The following is a 19517-nucleotide window of genomic DNA, read 5'->3' as shown; positions in this document are numbered from 1 at the left end:
TCATTCCCCCTGAATCAATAATAGAGAAAATAGGCAGATGAGCCGGTTCATAAACTGCAGCGATTGAAAGCTCGAACCGGCCAAACGCCTTCACGTTTGCCGCTCTACCCTTTTACCGAACCAAGCGTCAAACCTTTAATAAAGAAGCGCTGGATGAAGGGATAGACGAACACGATCGGGCCGATGGTAACGCAGACGATCGCCAGCTGCATGCCATAGGTCGGCACGACGACGTTGTACTGCGTCTGGCTCCCGCTCACATAAGCCATAACATTCAAATTGGACATAAGCTGGCGGATCATCATCTGCAGCGGCAGCATTTTGTGATTGTCGATAAACAGCAATGACAAGTACCAGTCGTTCCAATATTGCAGCGCGTAAAACAGGCTCACCGTGGCAATAACAGGCAGCGAAATCGGCCAGATGATGCGAAAGAAAATATAGAGATCATTGGCGCCGTCCACAGTCGCAGCTTCATTCAATTCATACGGCAGCGTCCGGTAGTAAGAGACAAGAATGAAGGCATAGAACGGATTAAGCAGATAGGGCAAAATGAGCGCCCAGACCGAGTCTTTCAGCTGCAGCCAGTTGGCGATCAGCATGTAAAAGCCGACAAGTCCTGCGCCGAACAACATCGTCAGAAAGGTTAAAAACGATAAAATATGGCGGTACTTCACTTTCCGGTGGCTTAGCGTGTACGCATAGGCAGCTGTCAAGAGTACGCCCAGGGCCGTGCCGGCGATCGTCACGATAATCGTAATGCCGTAGCTTAGAAGCACCTGCTTGCCGGAAAGCAAAAATTTGTACGCATGGAGGCTGAATTTGCTCGGCAGCAACTGGTACCCCGCCGTCTGCAGAAGCGATTCATCGGCGAACGAGTTGATGAACACAATCCAGAACGGAATGAAGCAAAACAGCGCAAAAGCGCCCAGCACCGCGTACATCAAAACAAGAAACAACCGTTCTCTCACTTCGATCACACCTTAACTGGCTGGGACTGAAGCAAAGGGCCGGTTCGGAGCTGGAGAAACGCAGGTGGTCACCTTTGTTCCCGAATGTATCCGCTTAACGAGCCTATACGATCATAACGATTCGGGAACAACAGCGATCGAAAAGCCCGAATCCGGCCTCATGCCAACTCGCCCAACCTTCCTTTTAGAATAGTCTTGAATCCGCGTCCACCTTGCGCGCGATCGCATTGAAGATCAGAATCGTGACAAGCCCCATGCAGGACTGGTACACGACAACAGCAGCGGACATGCTGAAATTCCCCAGCTGCCTCAGCGCACGAAACGCATACGTATCGATGACATCTGTCGTTGGAAAAAGTATGCCGTTATCTCCGATGATCGCGTAAATCATGCCGAAATCGCCGTAGAAAATACGACCAATGCCAAGCAGCGCCAATATCATCACGGTCGGCCGCATCAACGGCAGCGTTATGTAGAGCATCTGCTGCATCCGGCTGGCGCCTTCTATTCGGGCGCTCTCGTAATATTCCGAGGAGATACCCGTAATGACGGCCAAAAAAATAATGGAATTATAGCCGGCAATCTTCCAGGCGCTAATGACGGTTAAGATATACGGCCATACGCCAGGCGTCAAATACCAGTCCACTCCCTCGTAGCCAAGGGCGGCAAGCGCGCGGTTAATGAGCCCCTCGGATGTGCTGAATAGCGTCAACGTCATCATGCTGACGACAAGCCAAGAAATGAAATACGGTAAAAAAATAAACGATTGCGTGATTCGCTTGAACAGTCGGTTACGAATTTCGTTCAGAAAGATAGCCAGCACGACCGCGCTGCCGAGACCGGTTACGAGAAACAGTGCATTCAGGAAAACGGTATTCAGCGTCACCCGCAGCCAGTCTTTCCCATTGAAAAAAAACTCGAAGTTCTTAAATCCGACCCATTCGCTCCCCCATATTCCATCGGATAGCCGGTAATCCTGGAAGGCGAGCAGATGACCAGCCATGGGCATATACGCAAATACGACCAGAAACGCAATGCCGGGCAGCGCCAGCAAGTATAAATACCGGTTCCGCGACAGCTCGCGCACAAACGACCCGCCGAACCTTCTACGTCGCTCCAAAGAGCGTCCCTCCTTTCTTGTGCGGCTTGCAGGATTCGAACGGAGCCATCGTAGCATTCACGGCTTCTGCTTGCCTAGTTCTCATTGGCCGGATTCGGTTCTCGCGCGGCCGATTCGCGAGCGTTAGGCCGGTTGTTATTGGTCTGGCCGGTTCTCAATCGCCCGCTGACCTTTCTAATTCGCAGAGTTCCCGGCTATCTCCCGCGTCCGCTCCATCCGCTCGCCCGCTTTGCTATCGCGGTATTGGCTTGGCGTCATACCGGTCGCTTTTTTAAATGCAGTGAAAAAGTGGCTTTTCGTCTGAAAACCGGACTGCTCTGCAATCTCGGTGACCTGCATGCTGGTCTGCTCCAGCAGCTCCTTAACCTTCCCGAGCCGCTCGTTCAAGATGAAATTCGATAGAGGCATGCCATAATGTTCGTGAAACAGCTGCCGGACGTATTTCGCCGACAAAGCGATATGGTCAGCGATATCGTCTACCGACAGCATCGGGTCATGGGTATGGTAGCGGACGTACTCGATGATTTCCCTGACCAGCTTTTCCTTGCGATTGAATCCCTTTTGATCGCTAAGCTGCCGGATCATCCGCCCGGTCTCTTCCTTCAACCATCCATGAACATCAGTAAGCGTAACGAACTGCCTCAAGTGGCGCTCAATCCCTTCAACACTCTGGATCGACATCACTTTGCTGAACGACTTGACGATCGCAAACAGAAGGAGCTTCAGCTGGAATTGGCACTCGGTATATTTCATCGTCTGCAGGCGCGTGAACACCTCGTCCAGCATGGCCAGCACCTTCTCCTCTTGGCCGCTTCGAATCGTCTGGATCAAGCTTTCATGCACGGCGGAGTCGATCGGCGCCTGTAAATCGGCATACCGTTCAAAGTCTTGTTCGACGTAGATTTTGTCATCACCGCTGACAAACTTGAATAATGTCAGCTCGTTCATATCGTCGTATACTTTGCGCAAATCGTCATGCACGTGCCGCGCTGTGCTTTCGGCGATCGTCACGTCCAGCTTGACGTAACGGGTGACTTGACGGCTAAGCTCCTTCAACTCTTTGGTCAACTCGGGATCAGGGGAGGAGCTTGCGGCGCCAACCAGCACGACCAGATGGTCCGTGCCAAAATCGACCACCTCAATCGGCCGTTCAGGTGTGCCGAGCAGCTCCTCTGCGATATTGCCGATTGCATACTTAAGCAGCTTGCGAGAGACGAAATCGTACCGCTCGGATATCTCGTAATAAGAATCGACCTTGATCACAGCCAATCGAAGCCAATCATAGTCAAGCAGGCACGATTCGCGGACAAGCGCCGCTCTGGCGCTGTCGGTCAGCCGTCCCTGCAGCAGCCATTGCCGCAAATATTCGGTCTTGATCAGCGGATAGTGATCGCGAAGCATAACGACGCCCTGCTCGATGACACCGTAATCGTTCTCCCCCTTCACGCCAAGCTTCCGCTGCAGTTGATCCGCCAGCCGGCGGAACGGCCCGACGAAACGGCGCGAATTCCAATAGGCGACCAGAAGCAGCGCGATAAGCAGCAGCAGCGAGCAGGTGATGATGACTGTTTTGAACGCCCCTGCCTTTTCGCGGAATTGCTTCATTTCAGTAACAGATATAATGGTCCATTCTGGCGATTCCATCCGAGCATAGTTAACGAACGCTGCCCCTCCCGCTCTGTTCAACTCGAATGAACCTTGCTTCAGCCCCGGTTGGATGTTATCGATGGACTCCTCGAGCCGCTCATCCTGTTCCCCCAGAATCAATCTTCCTCGATCATCCACGATCGAAAGCAGCGTATCCGCTCTTTCATCGTTTGAGATCAAATGCTTCTGCAGCTCCTTCTTGTCGAACAGGACGACAAGATACCCGTCGCGGTTTTTCTGCACAGGAGCCGAAGGAAGCTGAAGCGCCAAATACGTGTTGTTTCCTATCTGGTGATCAAAATAGCGCAGGAAGGTCCCTGGCGTACGCTCAATCCGCTGCAGCATCGGCTGATCGGCAAATTCCTCGAACGAAAGTAATCCAACTTTGGAGTCGATCACCTCACGTTTACGGAAGCTAAATAAGTAAGCGGTTTCAATATAAGGTTCATTAGATAAATATTTCGTCAACACCCCCATCGTGCTGGCGTTTTGCAGCAGATTGTCGGGGGAAGCATACATCCAGTTTTGCACGGTACGGTCTTCGTACATGGTCAGACTGTACCATTTCAGCTTGGCCAAAATGTACTCGACCCGCTCCGCCATTTCGTTAATGCGGTCCTGATTGAACGTCCCCACCTGGGAATAAGCGAAATGAGAAAATCGGTTGGCCAGAAACAACGAGAACGGTATGATGGTGATTGCAAAAAAGATGCCGCTTATCACAAATATGCGCCAGGATGTCGATCTGAACATAGTATCCCCCTGTCCCCCTTCGTCTTTAGGAGTTCTCTTACGACCAATATGTCCTATCATAATGCACCCCTTTTCCGTTTGCCTAGTTCTCATTTGTCCGTCAAGTTCTATTTCTCCGGATTCGCGCTGCAGCACCTAGTTTTCTGCCCAAGGAATAAGGGATTTGATGTCCGTCAACCCGCATAACGGCACTCACGAACTGGGCCTTGAAGTGCGGTCCATTTATCTCTATATAGTCCGGAAGGGGATGAGTCCCATAGACAATTTCATCTGCGGAAAGGTAGATACATAACTCGATAACGGATAGAGCGTACATAAAAGAACAGCACCCTCCGCTTTATGAGCGAGGAGTGCTGCTTATGGGCAATTCATATTCAGTAGAAGAAACCGACCATTTGCATCATTTTAACCGTGACCGTGACATCAATTTGATGTCAAATCCCAAAGTTGCGCATCTATCTATTCATGCTGCTGAACTCAACTCAACTCAGCTTCTGCCCACAATTCGGACAGAAGTTCGCCCCTTCATTCTTCGCGCCGCAGTTCGGGCAGAAGTTGGGCTTTTTGTTTCCTTCAGAAGAGGATGCGGCCGCGGGAGCGGCTGGCTCCTTCTCGGCCGGAGGTTGTTGGCCTTGATTCAGGTTGTTCCGGTTCTGATTGTTCTGGTTTGGATTATTCTGATCCTGGTTCTGATTCATATTTTTCATCATTTCATTGGCCATGTTCATCCCCATCATCATGCCGGCCATATCCGAAGCCGCGCCGCCGCCTTGCACCTTGCCGGATGCGATCCCATCCGTCATGCTCACCTGCTGGTATTTTTGCAGATTGCCGATCATTTCATGGGAAGCCGTCTTGGTGATCATATCCTGAATTTCCTTCGGATAATTGAAGCTCATCACCTGGAAGCCGGTGATCGTGATCCCATTGTCCATCACTTCCATATCAAGGTCTTCTTGAATCCCTCTCGCGATATCGGAGGCGTTCGCCTGCAGATTGAACATGTCCTTGCCTTCGCGGCTGATCCATTTCATCAACAATTGATCGAGCACCGAAGTGATCCGGATCTTAACGTCCTCAACTAAGTAGCTTTCTTTCATCCCGGCTATTTTATCGATCAGCGTCACATAATCATTCACTATAAAATTGAACGTGCCGTTGGCACGGATCGGCATACCGCCCGGAAGCTGCGGCGTCGGAATGAGGACCGGATTCTGCGTCCCCCATCGGACAGTAAATTCCTTCGTGTTAACGAACAGGACTTCTACGCGCATCCCGCTGTTAAAGCCAAATTTAAATCCCTTTAAAGTAGAAAGGAACGGAATGATATCCGAGTCGATGTTATATACGCCTTCATCCTCAAAAATCCCCTCGATCTTGCCGTTATTGACAAAAATCGCGTCCTGGCCGGAGCGAATGACCAGCTTGCTTCCTTTTTTAATCTCCCGGTTGCTCCATTTCCAGAAAATCATATCGTCCCTAAACTCTTCCCATTCCACCACATTAGAGAATTGGTTCTTGAAAAATCCCATCGATGTTATCCATCCCTTCCCTTAAAATTTCCCGCTGCTGCTGCTATGCGAATGGCCACCACTGCTGACGCCGCCTCCGCCTCCGCCGCCCGAGCCGCTGCTCGTGTTGCGCTCGATCTTCCGCTTCGTTACCGTTGTTCTAATATAACGGTCCTCTTGGTTCAGTATCCTCGATGTGCTGGTATCCTCATAAGTTCGACGATCGACCGTCACCCGTCCGCCGGAACGGTAAGCCATGACTCCCACGGCGATCGCGCCGATGGCAGCGGCAGCTCCCAGCTGAAACCAAATGTTAAACAGGATATTATCGGGGTTCACGCCAGGCTCAAAGCCCATATACCGATGAGCGGTTTTGATGTATTTTTCAAAAGCCTGCTTATAATTGCCGTTGGACAAGTCCGGCGTAATCTTACTACGTATTTTGGTCAGCCTACCAGCGTCCAGATACTCCTCAGCCTTATAATAACCTTCCAAATGAACATCACGCGTATCCAGTACTATAGTCAAAATGGCGGTATTGCCGTGCCGCCTGTCATACCCGGGTGCATACTCATCGTAAAAGTTTTCCGTCCATGTCTCATAATCGTCATTCGAAACGCTGTTAACCGTAAGTATCATAAAGTCTGTCTCACGTTCAGCACCGTACTCATTCGCCATCGCATTCAGCTCATCCCGTTCTTCCGGGCTGAGCAGATTGGCTTCATCAAAGATCAATGGCTTATCATCCGCAGCTTTGACCATCAAGGCCGAAACCATCAGGTAGGCAACCAGGAAGAACAGAACAGCCCCTACCACATATCGTCTTCTCACAGGAAACCTCCTCCCATCGCCCAGGAGATCAGCTTCAATGACAGTAACGACACGCCCGAAATGCCTGCAAACCACGCAGCCACTTTTGCTTTGCTAATCGGCGGTTTGCCGACCACTTTTCCCGTCTGGCCATTCATCGCAAAGGTATGCTCCGATTTATTGTAATCATAGTGCACCATCCATACCGGAAGGAGGACATAATCGGCCTGTTTCAAGGTGGTATCGATTCGCTTGTTGGTATAATTCACGGTTGTATATCCTGACACCGCGGACGAAATATACGAATCAATGTAGGAGCTGATCTTATCCTTGGCACGCGGAAGAAGCTGCTCTTCATCATGGCTGTATTTTTCGGCAATATACCCGGCGAGATAAGGCGTCTTGAATTCCTTCAGCTGCTGATAGGGGAAAGGCTCCAGCTTATCCATCAGTTCATCATTCATTTTCTCCGAAGCATCGATCGGCACCTTCACATAGTTCAAGCGAATCTTCCGGTAGATATCGAAATGCTGGGTCTCCGTGTACTGGTAATCTCCTTGTGTGTAGGTTCTCACCTTGGTGCCGTGGCCATGAACTTCAACCCGATTATGTAACTCATATAGCCAAAAGGGCACATAGATCCCGGTAATTTCCTTGATCCGATTCGCTGTCATAAATCCGCTTGGCGTCAGAAGACCGTTCCTGCACCATTTCTTGAAAGCCTTCATCGCTTCTTCCTTGGTAATCGAGAACGGGATGACCATGACCGGAGCCAACTCACCGCTCAGCCGGTCGCTGAGTACAACGGCGGATCCACAGAAGCTGCAAGTCGTAGCGCTGGTTTCGGGCTCTGTCACGATGACGGCCCCGCAGCTGTTGCAGTGATACTCCTTCACTTCGTTCTCGACGAAAACCTGCTTTTTCAGCGGGTCGGGAATTTCCTCGATATTATCTTTTCTTCCGCAGCTCGAGCAAGACAACATTCCTGTATCGCCGTCAAAAACCATGCTGCTGCCGCAGTTCGGGCATTTATATTCGATAACCGGCATTTCTTCACCTCGATAACAATGAAATGATTATTCCTTCTTTTTCAGCTTGTCTTTGATTGCTTCCAGTTCATCCTGGGCAGAGGGAGTCTCCATTGGAGCAGCTCCGTCCTTCTTCATATTCTTCTCCAATTCAGCGATCAGATCGTCCAGATCGTCTTCCTTCGCTCCGGCGCGAAGCTCGGCCAGGGCCAGCGCTTCATCCAAGGCACGGTTTGCCTTCTCTTCCATCGTGTTGAATGCCGCATTCGCACCGCCCGAGGATGCATGGCCGGCGTTTATATTCTGCTGGACTTTGGCAGCCGCCATCTTCCCTTTCAACTCCACATAACGAGCTTCCAGCTGACTCATGTCCGACACCAGTTTATCCTGCATTTGTTTCATCCTGACGGCGTTTGCGGAAGCCGATTCGTAGGCTGCCTGCAGTTCGCTAAGCTTTTCGGCCTGAGCCGCTTTTCGTTCCAGGAACCTCAGGGCATCGCCTTCATTTCCCGCTTCCACGGCCTTCTCCGCATATCGCTGCAGCTTCTTGATCTCGCTACTACACTCATCAAGCGCCCGCTTCGCTCTTCGCTCATTCGAGAGCACGGAAGCAGTCTCCGCTTTCACCTTACCCAAGTCCGTATTCAAGCTGCGCATATAAGTATCAACTGTTTTCTCCGGATCTTCCGTCCGATCCAACAGCGCGTTCACATTCACCTTCATAACATCCTTAAACCTCGATAAGATTCCCACCATGAGTGTCCCCCTCGAAAAGTTTACATTTAACCTATAATACCCTATATACCGACAAAAGGTTTCAATTGCCGAAATTCGATGGAATATATGTAAATTTATTGCTATGTCTAACAAAAAAAACACCCTCCGACCCAATATCGGAGGGTGTTTATATTAGAAATCATCCCGAATCTGGATACGCTTCTTACCGGGATTCGGCTGCTTCGGTATGTCAAGCTTAAGGACTCCATCCTTCAGGGAAGCGACAATTTGGTCCTCGGCTATGTTCTGCACGTAAAATCTGCGCACATACTCGCCATAACGGCGTTCCTTTCGGACGATCTGCTGCTTCGTATCCTCTACGCTGTTATCCTCCTTGCGAATGGCTTTGATCGTTAAGTAAGGGTCAGCGTAGCTGATTTCGATGTCGTCTTTTTGAAAGCCTGGAAGCTCCGCCTCAACCAGATAAGCGCGCTCCGTCTCTTTAACGTCTGTTTTGAATGACATCATCGAACCTTTGAACGGTGCAAACACCTCATCTTGAAACGCATCGTGAAAGACATCGTGAAATGACTTCACCAACTGTCCGAAGGCATCCTCTCTGCGCTTTCCAAATGGCATCAAATCAAACATCATAGATTTCCCCTTTCTTATTTGACCTTGTTTGACCTTACACCTTTATTATATGCCTTGCACGCATTAATGCCAAAACCGATTATGAAGAAATCAGGACTAAAATAGCGTATTTTCAGCCGATTTTTTGAATGAATGGGTTTCGATCTTTTGATTTGACCTTTTTTGACCTTTGGACTATTTTGTTTCTACCGTCATCAAGCAGCCCGGATCGTAGCGAATCTTCGTAGCATGAAAAAGGCACCCCTTAGGGTGCCTTTCACATTATATATATGGGAGCCTGAGGATAGTCGATACATCATGAAAGATTGCCTCGACACCGTCTTTTGCCAGAGCAGCAAACAGCTGAGGTTACCGTTTATTCACAATACGATCGATTTCACTTTTCAACAAAAGGTATCGATGCACGCTTCTCATGATCGGAACTTTGGTCAGCTTATTCTGATCGACATAGCTTTTCATTTGATCTTTGGACAAACCCAACAATTGACCTGCCTCAGAAACGGTTAATACTTCTTCATTACTGGTTGCATTAAACGTTTTTTTCACCTTTAAATTCCAATCTTCGAACACCTGCATGAGATCTCAACCTTTCTTTAACGCAACGAATAACAAAATGGTTAAGGAGCCGTAAGAGCTGCTCCCTACGATTTAGTATCCTTGCGCTGATTCTTACGGTAAAGCTTTATTTGCTGATCCGACGAAACAAGAATCGGTAGAATTTTGTTGCTGCTGACCATGGACGACGCGCATTGTGAACAAATGGGAACTTCCTTGAACGAGAAGCTATCTCGAATCCAACCGTTACACCCTTCCTTCGTACAAGACCAGATCGCGGTCATCTCTTCCGGCAGATTTTCCAGTGGTTTATTCCAAGAATAAGACAATGAACTTCCCCCTTTAGCTACATTTTTAACGCCTTCATGCTGCTTGAGCTCTATTATAAAAAAAACCCCAAACGGTACGTTTGGGGATCTTTTCACGAATCTACAGTTTTACAACGTTCTCGGCTTGCTGTCCGCGGTTGCCTTGAACTACGTTAAATTCAACACGTTGTCCTTCATCAAGCGACTTGAAGCCGTCACCAGTGATTGCACTAAAGTGTACGAATACGTCTTCGCCACCTTCAACCTCGATAAAACCAAAGCCTTTTTCTGCGTTAAACCATTTTACTGTTCCTGTTTGCATAGAAACACCTCCTAAATTTATATGATTTTCTCATTTTTGGTTAAAAAACAAAAAATTCACATATTGCACAAGGTTCCTAATCAAAATAATAACCCTCTGCAATATGTGAATCTCAGGTCAAAATCCCAATAAACTTATTATACCCCAATCGATCCAAAATAGCAAACGTCTATTTCTAAAAGTCCAAATAAAGAAAAGACATGGATAAAATAAATTTAAACGATGCCCACTAATGGGGAGATTGATGATAAGGCCGGTGGTCAGTTTAATCTGCTAGCTAAGAGACATGTTTACGCAAAAAAAGGCCATTCCCCGGCAGAATACCGGGAAATGGCCGAAAATTGCAGCTTCTAACACGTATTGTGAACCAGCATTATTATGCGGTCCCATCAGGGGTTACATCTGAGCACCTGTCTGATAACTGAGCAGCTGCCGGAAAGTGCCTTTTTGATCCTGGGACAGCTGCTGATAACCTCCCTGCTGGATAACCCGCCCTTGCTCCATCACGATGACCTGGTCCGCATGGCGAATGGTGGACAGCCGGTGAGCAATCACGATAATCGTCATGCTCCCTTTCAGCTGTTCCAACGCTTCCTGAATCCGCTGCTCATTCTCACTGTCGAGCGCGCTTGTCGCTTCGTCCAATACCAGAATCGAAGGCTTTTTCAAGATAGCCCTGGCCAGCACAATCCGCTGACGTTCTCCCCCGGACAGCCGGATACCTCGGTCACCGATGACGGTATCGAGGCCTAGCGGAAGCCCGTGTACGAATTCATCGGAGGCTGAAAACCTCAGCGCTTCCCACAGCTCGTTATCCGAGGCATCGGGAGCCACCAGCTTCAGGTTATCCCGAATGCTCTCATTGAACAGAAAAGGATCCTGCGCCACATATCCAATCCCCCCTCGGAGTGACATCAGCTGACGTTCGTCCTCCATAGACACGCCGTCCACAAGAACTTGACCGCTCTCCGGTTGGATCAGTCCCATAAGAAGATCGATTAGCGTGCTCTTGCCCGCCCCAGATTTGCCGACGATGGCCGTCATGCGATTGGCCGGAATATGTAGGTTGATATCTCGTAAAGCATAGACGGGGCTAGAGGCATCGTACCGATAGTCCACATGATGACAATCGATTCCACGCTGCAGCTGAAGTCGCTGGGCGTCTGTCATCGGAACCAATCCGGCGATTTCCCTGTCCTCCTCGTATTCCGCTTGCAGCTCACGAATCGCCCGGAAGGCCGGGAAATTCGACACGAGCTGCTCCGTGCTCGATTGAATGCTGATAAATCTAGGCCATAAGCGCGAAAAGATAAGTACGATCATCAGCAGCTGCTCGGCAGGCGTACGCAGCACTTCCAGCGCCAAATACACAAATCCGGCAACCAGCAAGACGGACGAGAGCCGATAAATCAGCTGGGACAAGGAATTGATTTTGCCAAATTGGATGAAGTTATGCTCCATCTTTCGCGACAGCCTGTCAAACCAGTTCATATGAAACGGCTCCAACCGGTTGCTCTTGATATCCTTGATGCCGTTGAAATGTTCGCTGATGCCTGCAAAATAATATTTTGATAACTCTGTCGTCTGCTCGCCGATCCGCTTCGAGCGCCGGATGAATCTGCGTCCGAACAGGGCAAGGAGCCCGCCGCTCAACAGGACGATGAGAGTCAGTAGCGGAGCCAGCCATAGGGCAAGACCGATCTGAATAACCGTGAACAAGAAAGACGAGACCATCTGCAGGAACAGAAACGTGCCCTGATTCACGCGCCCGAGCTCATTAGTCATGACATGGTTGAAATCCGACCTGCGGTGGCGCAGGAAAAATTCCCATTTGGCATGCAGCAGCCCTTGATACGTTTCCATGCGCAGTTTGCGAATGAATCGCTGCAGTATTTTTGCATTTAACAGGTTCTGGCTGCGCTGCAGCAAGGCCTGCCCGCCCACAATCACAACATAGAGGGCCAGCACCATCGGCAGATTGAGCTGCAATGACCATGAACCCGCAAGGTCCATCAAGGTTGAGACGAGCGGCACCCCGCTCAAATCGGCCTCGAATACGCCAATGACCCCGAGAAGCGGGACGATCAAATAGATGCCGATGCCGTCCAGGACACTGATGACCAGAATCATACTCATATTGAGGTAGAGCTTAAACCCGGCCATCCCATGCATTTTACGGATAAAATATAAGAGATCCTTCAATGTAAAAACTCCTTATCGGATGACCGCTTCAAGTTCAAGTCTCCGGCCCTCGTATCCTTACCGAATATACCGACGACGGCATACCGTTCGTGACCTTCTCTCCCCGTTACAATATAAGAGCCGCAGCGAAGCCAGGCATGGGCCACCATCATTCCTTTATCGTCCCTTCCGCTCCCCAGATAAAGCGTACTCGGAATTCCTCTTCGCTCCAGCATCTTCATCGCCGCAACGGCTTTAACCAGGCACTGGCTTTCCCACCATGTGACACGGCTCATGGTATGTACGGCTCTTGAGATTTGGCGGACAAGCGAAAGCTCCTGCTCCGTATAGCCCACATACGGCGTCTCCTTCATATGTTCTCCCAGAGACGGAGATACCTTTTGGAAAGGAAATAGCTTGAACACCCTTCCCCAGGCCAGATAAACATAAGCTTCTGCCAACATCAGCTTCATGCTAACAGGATAAGACATGAATCGGCGTGCTTTCCGGTAAAGGCTCATTGCTATTTATCCACCTGAACAAGGCCTTCCGCGGCTAACTGCTTGAGAAATAATCGGACCTGCTGCTCGCAGAGCTCCGGCTCGATTTCATACTCCATCACCAATTGATCCACCATATTGGAGATCGTAACGGGAGACGAAATAAGTTCCCATATCCGCCCGCCAATCCGTCCCAGATTATAATACTTGCCGTTTTCGATGCTCAGCATCACCTTCTCGCCATCCATATCACTGACCAGGAAACCTTCGGATTGCACAACAAGCGCGTCTGTCGTGATTAATTCCGTACTCATGATTAGAACCCCCTTTTTTCAGCTATATAAGCTGGTCTGAGCAATATTCTGATGCTACTCTCTTATACGAAATGGTTTACGATCCAATGTTAAAAGCGATAATGCGCACCCTTAAATCGACGGTTGTTTCATACGACGCCAGAACCAAAGAAATGGCCGAAGCGGATAATACAGAAAATGCAGTGACTTTGGTAGTGGCAGCACCGAAGCGTCCCGCGAATTAGGCAGAAACTTATTCAAGATATACAAAATCTTCTGTTTTCTCGTCATTAACGAGAAAAGGTAACGGTTATAACGCCATGCCACGCTTTTCTCCGGAACCGGGTTCAATTTGACGATCCTTTTAATATAGTAGAGAGCGCTTTGTGCAAGGCGATGGGCTTTGGAGTTCATCGTCAATACAGTCAAATCGTGCGGAATGTCGACCGAGAACAATCGTGATAAAAGAATGAAGGCCTGCCCTACATATTGCTGTCCCCCATACCGCTCTAAGTGGGCCTTCATATCGCTGCTGTTTATCATGGGAAGCAGTCTTGCAATATCCATCAGCCAACGCAGCCGGAACCAACCATGCCTGGCGCCATGGTCGGCCAAATAGTTAAGCAAATCCTCATTTCCTAAATAATGATAAATCTGATGGGACAGCATTACATCATTCCTGCGCTCCCACAGCAAATCAAAGGAAAATGACTTATTATAATGAGGATTAAGACGCCAGTGAACTTCGATCTGCGTCGAATGTTTCTTATGTTCGTAGGAGAAGTGATGGCTTGTTTTCTTCCAATTTTCCAATATACGCTCATCCTGCAACTCATACCCAAGCTGCCCCAACACCCGTTCAACTCTCTCCACGTCATCCACATCCACCAAGATATCCAAATCCTTCGAAGTCCTATGTGCCAGATCCCCGTAGAGCTGAGTGGCTAGTATTGGGCCTTTTAGCAAAAGTGTACGCACCCCATTATCCTTGAGCGCCTCGCAAAGCTGACTCATTTCCCTGCTTAAATGCAGCATTTTCATCACGTTGTTATGATAATGATGCTGGAGAGATGTCATAACATCAGACGGAATCAGTGATTCATTCATCCCTTTAAGCCGCAGATATACAAGGGGATAAACCCGGTGGTGCAGCGCGAGTTTCATGAAAAGTTCCCAATCGATATCCGATGCATATTGCTTTATGAGAATTTCTTCATGCGTGTTATTACGGAGAAGATAAAGTAAAAAAGATAGTTCTTTGGAGATATCACTCAAATCCAGCTTAACGGCATCTTCAATAATCAAGGTATCCACCCCCTATCTTTGTAAATTTGTTCGTCGTATAGTCCTCGAATCAGATCTGCCGACTATCTAATGTCAGTTGTACTTCATCAGAAGTTATATCTAAGTGCTGTTTCCTCCAGTACATGTAAATATCTCTCAAGCTATTTTCTAATGAGATGGAAGGGGTCCACCCGGTCGTCTCCATCAACTTATGGTTTGAGCCATAATACTCAGGTACATTATTCGGTCTTAATTTGTCTTTGTTTACGACAACTTCAATGGGTTTAGAAGAAAAAGATACGAGTAACGTAAGGATGTCTTGGATGGAGACACATTTACCGGAGCATACGTTATAGATTTCTCCCGCTTTACCTTTTTCAACAAGCAACCGGTACGCCTCTACGATATCTCTTACATCTGTAAAATCTCGTTTACTGCTCAAATCTCCTACTGCGATTACCGGCTCAGCTTTACCCAGCTCTATCTTAATCAACTGGTTGGCAAAGTCACTTGTCACGAAACCAAGGGCTTGGCCTGGACCTATATGATTAAAGGCTCGGGCGTGAATAATATTCATCTCATGAATGCTGCAATATGAGTGTATCAACTTACTCAAAGTAAGTTTGGACAACCCATAAGGATTGCCAGGATTCGTATCTGCGTCCTCCACAATGGGTAAATCTTTAACCAATCCGTACTCTTCCGATGAGCCTATCGATATAATTCTTACTCTGCTTCTTATGGAGGAATCCTTTACAGCCTCAAATAGTCCAATAGCATCCATCACATTCGATTGAAAAGTTTCTTTAATATGGCTCCATGAATACTGGACTGAGCTCTGACCGGATAGATGAAAGATGACATCCGGTTTTACTTGTTCCATAACTTTCGTTATCATTTCATTATTAGAGAAATCCATCTTAAAGATATTCACTTCACCTAGCATGGAAGAAGGCACCTCGCGTGATGTGCCCCATACTTCATAACCATGGTCAACTAGGTTTTGCGCTAGGTACCTGCCAACAAAACCGCTAATTCCAGTAATTAAGGCTCTCATCGATGTACCAGTAAATTATTGTTGCTGGAGATCTTCTGCAAATCGTTATCGACCATCATCTTAACCATTTGCTCAAATCCTACCTCCAACCTCCAACCCAGCTTCTCTTTCGCTTTTGAACAATCCCCTAGCAATAAATCCACCTCAGCCGGTCGAACAAACTTTTCATCGATTACAACATAATCTCTCCAGTTGAGATCCACATGACTAAAGGCAATAGAGACAAGCTCCTCTACGGTATGGGTTTCTCCTGTTGAAATAACAAAATCCTCAGCCTTGTCTTGCTGCAGCATAAGCCACATGGCCTTTACATAATCGCCTGCAAATCCCCAATCACGTTTGGCATCCAGGTTACCCAGTCGTAGTTCGGATTGGAGACCCAGTTTAATTCTTGCAACCGCGTCTGTTACTTTTCTAGTAACGAATTCGACACCTCTGCGAGGGGACTCATGGTTGAACAAAATACCGGAACAAGCATACATATCATAGCTTTCACGATAATTAACTGTTATCCAGTGCCCGTACACCTTCGCTACACCATAAGGGCTGCGCGGATAAAATGGTGTTGTCTCCTTCTGAGGTGTTTCCACCACTTTACCAAACATCTCACTGCTTGATGCCTGATAGTATCTTGCTTCTGGCTTAACGTAGCGTACAGCCTCGAGCATATTCGTGACACCAATCGCTGTTGATTGTCCTGTCAGTACAGGCTGAATCCAGGAAGTGCCTACGAAGGATTGGGCTGCCAAATTATAAACTTCATCCGGATTCGAAATGCGCACCGCATTCATTAGTGAACCCTGGTCCAATAAATCACCATCGATAAATTCAATTTCATGCTTAATATGTTCGATATTCTCCATGATTGGTGTACTGGTTCTTCTACGCAGTCCATAAACCTTATAGCCCTTCTCCAGCAGTAATTCCGCCAAATAAGAGCCGTCCTGTCCAGTTATTCCAGTAACGAGTGCATTCTTAGTCACGATAAATCTTCCCCTTTATCAATAATTTATAATTACGGATGGTGAGTACATGTGTTTTACATACAATCATTGACCTACAGGGCAAGGGAGGGTGCCTTCTCTTTAATCCCACCCCGCATATTGGGCCTGCCAACCGAGTAATAAACAAGCTGGGTATTGGCCAACTGCTCCTCTGTATATATATTCCTTCCATCAATCAGGTAAGGTGATTTCAACCATGTGGCAATGTCGGTTAACGAGATACGCTCAAATTCCTTCCATTCGGTCAGAATACAGAGTGCGTCTGCCTGCCAAGCCGCTTCCTTCGCTTCCTGACAATAAACGATCTGTTTGAAATCTGAGTGATTCCTGAAATTGTCGGATGCAATAGGATCATAAGCTTTAATTCTAGCTCCCCGTTCCTGCAAGGCAGCAATAATTTCGAATGCGGGAGAGTCGCGAACATCATCCGTCTCCGGTTTGAACGCTAACCCCCAAATGCCGATTGTCGCACCTGATAAATCACCCAGTAAGGTCTCGAGCTTTCGGACCACATTAAATCGTTGATCACGATTAACTTCAACAACGGACTTCAAGAGCTTGAAATCATAATCCATCTGTCCCGCTATTTGAATAAGTGCTTGTGTATCCTTAGGGAAGCAAGAGCCACCGTAACCAATGCCCGCTCTCAAAAATGAAGAGCCGATGCGTCTGTCATAGCCCATACCAGAGGCTACCTTCGTCACATCAGCTCCAACTTTTTCACATATATTCGCAATTTCATTTATAAAAGATATTTTGGTTGCCAGGAAAGCATTCGAGGCGTATTTAATCATCTCGGCACTTCGAATATCGGTTACGATGATATCCGAGGTTAACGTTTTATGAAGCTCAACCAGTTGTCTTTCCGCTCTTTCGCTGTCGGTGCCAATGATGATACGATCGGGATTCAACGTATCGTAGACCGCTGTTCCTTCACGTAAAAATTCAGGAACAGATGCGATATCAAACGATTCATTCGTGTATTCCGAAATGATCTCCCGAACCTTCTCGTTGGTGCCAACTGGAACCGTGCTTTTCGTTACGATAATTTTGTAACCATTCATGGCTCGACCGATCTCTTTGGCTGCCTGTTCGATGTAACTCAGATTAGCATGACCATTGGGAAGGGAAGGCGTTCCTACTGCAATAATTACAATATCCGAGCTCTTGACCGATTCACTTAGGTCTGTTGTAAAGTTTAATCTGCCTGCTGCTTGGTTCGTAACGATTAATTGTTGAAGCTCTGGTTCATATATGGGTACCTCTCCACGATTAAGCTGCATGATCTTCTGTTCGATTTTATCGACGCATATAACTTCATTCCCAAGCTCAGCGAAGCATACGCCCGAGACCAATCCGACATACCCGGTTCCAACTACTGTTAATTTCATCTCTTATCACTCCAATGCGTAGTGAAAATCCATGTTACACAGAAACAATATGAATGATTTCCTCCCACCTAGTGGCCAGTCTTACAATATCGTCTTCAATGAGCTCACTACCTGACTGAACCTCAATTATCTCAAGCTCTGTTAGGGCTTTTATGCTATGCTTCGCTTCGATCGGAATGACAATGACATCGCCAGCTTTAATATGGCGGACATCATCATTTAGTATCATTTCACCTTCTCCGGATATTACCGTCCACACTTCACTGCGCAGCATATGGTATTGATAGCTTAAATTTTGCCCTTCCAGAATACAAATGCGCTTCGTTAATACTTCGCACCCATTCGGATATTTAGTATAGTCCAGTACACGATAGCGTCCCCAGCGGCGCTCTTCATGCATGGGCCGTTGATCTCCAAATTTGACTACCTCTTTAAGCCGCATACTGGCATTCTTCTCAGATACAAGAATCCCGTCCGGGCTAGCAGCAACGATCAAATTATGAGCACCTATGACGGTTATTGGTATATCCAGCTCATTAATAATATGTGTATTGGAAGAATCCTCGCTCAATGTGCCCCGCCCAACTAATGGGTTTTTGATTTCCTCTGTCAACACATTCCATGTGCCTAAGTCTTTCCACAAGCCGCTATAAGGCATAACCACAATATTGTTTGTTTTCTCCACTACAGCATAATCGAAGCTCGTTTTTTGCATTCGTTTATACTGCAGAAGTAATTCATCGTATTGAATGGGAAGAGACTGCTCTATGAGATGATTGATGAGATAACCGAGCCGAAAAGCAAACACACCGCAATTCCAAAGGGCTGATTGCTCCATCAGTTGAACAGCGTGTTGTTCTTCAGGCTTCTCAACGAAATGGCTAACCCTGTAATATTCCATCCCATTGCTTAACTGCGATACAGACTGCGGTATGATATAACCAAATTTCGAGGAGGGATGATCTGGCGAAACCCCAATTAATCCAAGATCAGCTTCCGTTTCAAGCATTAATGCTTCCAGCTCCGTTACTTTCTCAAAGAAATGATCCTCAACAAAAGGATCAACAGGAAGCACAATGACAACGTCATTCAGACTGACACCCTTCACGGAGTATAAATAACCGGCAGTTAAGGCAATAGCCGGGAACGTATCTCTTCGCTCTGGTTCAACGATGATTTCCACCTCATGTCCAAGCTGGTTTTGAAGCAGCTCAACTTGCGATCTACCGGTTGCGACAACAGCGGTCTGAGTTAAGTTCATCTTGCCAAGCTGATTCCATACCCTCTGAACCATCGATTCACGTTGGCCAGCTGCGTTATTCAATATTTTAAGAAACTGCTTGGAACGTGTCTCATTAGACAACGGCCACAATCGGTTTCCGCTGCCTCCTGACAATAGAACAATATGCAT

Annotated in this window: 19 protein-coding genes; all 19 read right to left on the bottom strand. The window is 47.7% G+C overall.

All coding sequences use genetic code 11. From position 1 onward, the window contains the following. Nucleotides 1-104 precede the first annotated feature (104 nt). Nucleotides 105-971: a carbohydrate ABC transporter permease gene (locus DP091_RS15250; protein WP_113059097.1), complete on the bottom strand. Its 867-nt coding sequence runs from the start codon at nucleotides 969-971 to the stop codon at nucleotides 105-107. A gap of 184 nt (nucleotides 972-1155) precedes the next feature. Beyond that, on the bottom strand, nucleotides 1156-2091 hold the full coding sequence (locus DP091_RS15245) for an ABC transporter permease (RefSeq protein WP_113059096.1): 936 nt from the start codon (nucleotides 2089-2091) through the stop codon (nucleotides 1156-1158). 174 nt (nucleotides 2092-2265) lie between these two features. Next, nucleotides 2266-4491 carry an AraC family transcriptional regulator gene (locus DP091_RS15240; protein WP_113059095.1) on the bottom strand — a complete coding sequence of 742 codons (2226 nt, stop codon included), beginning with the start codon at nucleotides 4489-4491 and terminating at the stop codon, nucleotides 2266-2268. A 482-nt stretch (nucleotides 4492-4973) separates the two neighbouring features. Further along, a complete protein-coding gene (locus DP091_RS15230) occupies nucleotides 4974-6023 on the bottom strand; it encodes an SPFH domain-containing protein (RefSeq protein WP_113059093.1) in 1050 nt (349 codons plus the stop codon). 21 nt (nucleotides 6024-6044) lie between these two features. Continuing rightward, nucleotides 6045-6833, bottom strand: coding sequence for a TPM domain-containing protein (locus DP091_RS15225; RefSeq protein ID WP_113059092.1), 789 nt, complete (start codon nucleotides 6831-6833; stop codon nucleotides 6045-6047). Further along, the gene (locus DP091_RS15220; RefSeq protein WP_113059091.1) at nucleotides 6830-7861 is read right to left on the bottom strand and encodes a TFIIB-type zinc ribbon-containing protein; all 1032 of its coding nucleotides are present in this window, start codon (nucleotides 7859-7861) and stop codon (nucleotides 6830-6832) included. The genes DP091_RS15225 and DP091_RS15220 overlap by 4 nt, the downstream gene beginning before the upstream one ends. A gap of 27 nt (nucleotides 7862-7888) precedes the next feature. Continuing rightward, complete coding sequence (locus DP091_RS15215; RefSeq protein ID WP_181469822.1) at nucleotides 7889-8593, bottom strand: PspA/IM30 family protein; 705 nt, start codon at nucleotides 8591-8593, stop codon at nucleotides 7889-7891. A 156-nt stretch (nucleotides 8594-8749) separates the two neighbouring features. Then, a complete protein-coding gene (locus DP091_RS15210; RefSeq protein WP_113059089.1) occupies nucleotides 8750-9208 on the bottom strand; it encodes an Hsp20/alpha crystallin family protein in 459 nt (152 codons plus the stop codon). Nucleotides 9209-9559: 351 nt separating this feature from the next. Then, a complete protein-coding gene (locus DP091_RS15205) occupies nucleotides 9560-9787 on the bottom strand; it encodes a helix-turn-helix domain-containing protein (RefSeq protein ID WP_113059088.1) in 228 nt (75 codons plus the stop codon). A 65-nt stretch (nucleotides 9788-9852) separates the two neighbouring features. Next, nucleotides 9853-10095 carry a cold-shock protein gene (locus tag DP091_RS15200; protein ID WP_071219234.1) on the bottom strand — a complete coding sequence of 81 codons (243 nt, stop codon included), beginning with the start codon at nucleotides 10093-10095 and terminating at the stop codon, nucleotides 9853-9855. Between the two features lie 100 nt (nucleotides 10096-10195). Beyond that, nucleotides 10196-10396, bottom strand: coding sequence for a cold-shock protein (locus tag DP091_RS15195; protein ID WP_006207692.1), 201 nt, complete (start codon nucleotides 10394-10396; stop codon nucleotides 10196-10198). Between the two features lie 396 nt (nucleotides 10397-10792). Continuing rightward, nucleotides 10793-12598: an ABC transporter ATP-binding protein gene (locus tag DP091_RS15190; protein WP_113059087.1), complete on the bottom strand. Its 1806-nt coding sequence runs from the start codon at nucleotides 12596-12598 to the stop codon at nucleotides 10793-10795. Next, complete coding sequence (locus DP091_RS15185; protein ID WP_071219236.1) at nucleotides 12595-13098, bottom strand: lasso peptide biosynthesis B2 protein; 504 nt, start codon at nucleotides 13096-13098, stop codon at nucleotides 12595-12597. Before DP091_RS15185 ends, DP091_RS15190 begins: the two co-directional genes overlap by 4 nt. A 2-nt stretch (nucleotides 13099-13100) precedes the next feature. Next, nucleotides 13101-13391, bottom strand: coding sequence for a lasso peptide biosynthesis PqqD family chaperone (locus tag DP091_RS15180; protein ID WP_113059086.1), 291 nt, complete (start codon nucleotides 13389-13391; stop codon nucleotides 13101-13103). A gap of 111 nt (nucleotides 13392-13502) precedes the next feature. Then, entirely contained in the window at nucleotides 13503-14675 is a 1173-nt protein-coding gene (locus DP091_RS15175; RefSeq protein ID WP_113059085.1) for a nucleotidyltransferase domain-containing protein, read from the bottom strand. A 49-nt stretch (nucleotides 14676-14724) separates the two neighbouring features. After that, complete coding sequence (locus DP091_RS15170) at nucleotides 14725-15711, bottom strand: GDP-mannose 4,6-dehydratase (protein WP_113059084.1); 987 nt, start codon at nucleotides 15709-15711, stop codon at nucleotides 14725-14727. Continuing rightward, the gene (gene gmd, locus DP091_RS15165; protein ID WP_113059083.1) at nucleotides 15708-16694 is read right to left on the bottom strand and encodes a GDP-mannose 4,6-dehydratase; all 987 of its coding nucleotides are present in this window, start codon (nucleotides 16692-16694) and stop codon (nucleotides 15708-15710) included. The genes DP091_RS15170 and gmd overlap by 4 nt, the downstream gene beginning before the upstream one ends. A 74-nt stretch (nucleotides 16695-16768) precedes the next feature. Next, nucleotides 16769-18106, bottom strand: a complete 1338-nt coding sequence (locus DP091_RS15160; RefSeq protein WP_113059082.1) for a UDP-glucose dehydrogenase family protein — start codon at nucleotides 18104-18106, stop codon at nucleotides 16769-16771. 34 nt (nucleotides 18107-18140) lie between these two features. Beyond that, nucleotides 18141-19517 carry a sugar phosphate nucleotidyltransferase gene (locus DP091_RS15155; protein ID WP_113059081.1) on the bottom strand — a complete coding sequence of 459 codons (1377 nt, stop codon included), beginning with the start codon at nucleotides 19515-19517 and terminating at the stop codon, nucleotides 18141-18143.

Source organism: Paenibacillus sp. MDMC362, assembly GCF_003269305.1.
Classification (GTDB): domain Bacteria; phylum Bacillota; class Bacilli; order Paenibacillales; family Paenibacillaceae; genus Paenibacillus_AQ.
The sequence above is the reverse complement of the archived record's forward strand: the minus strand, read 5'-3'. Positions and strand labels throughout refer to the sequence as shown.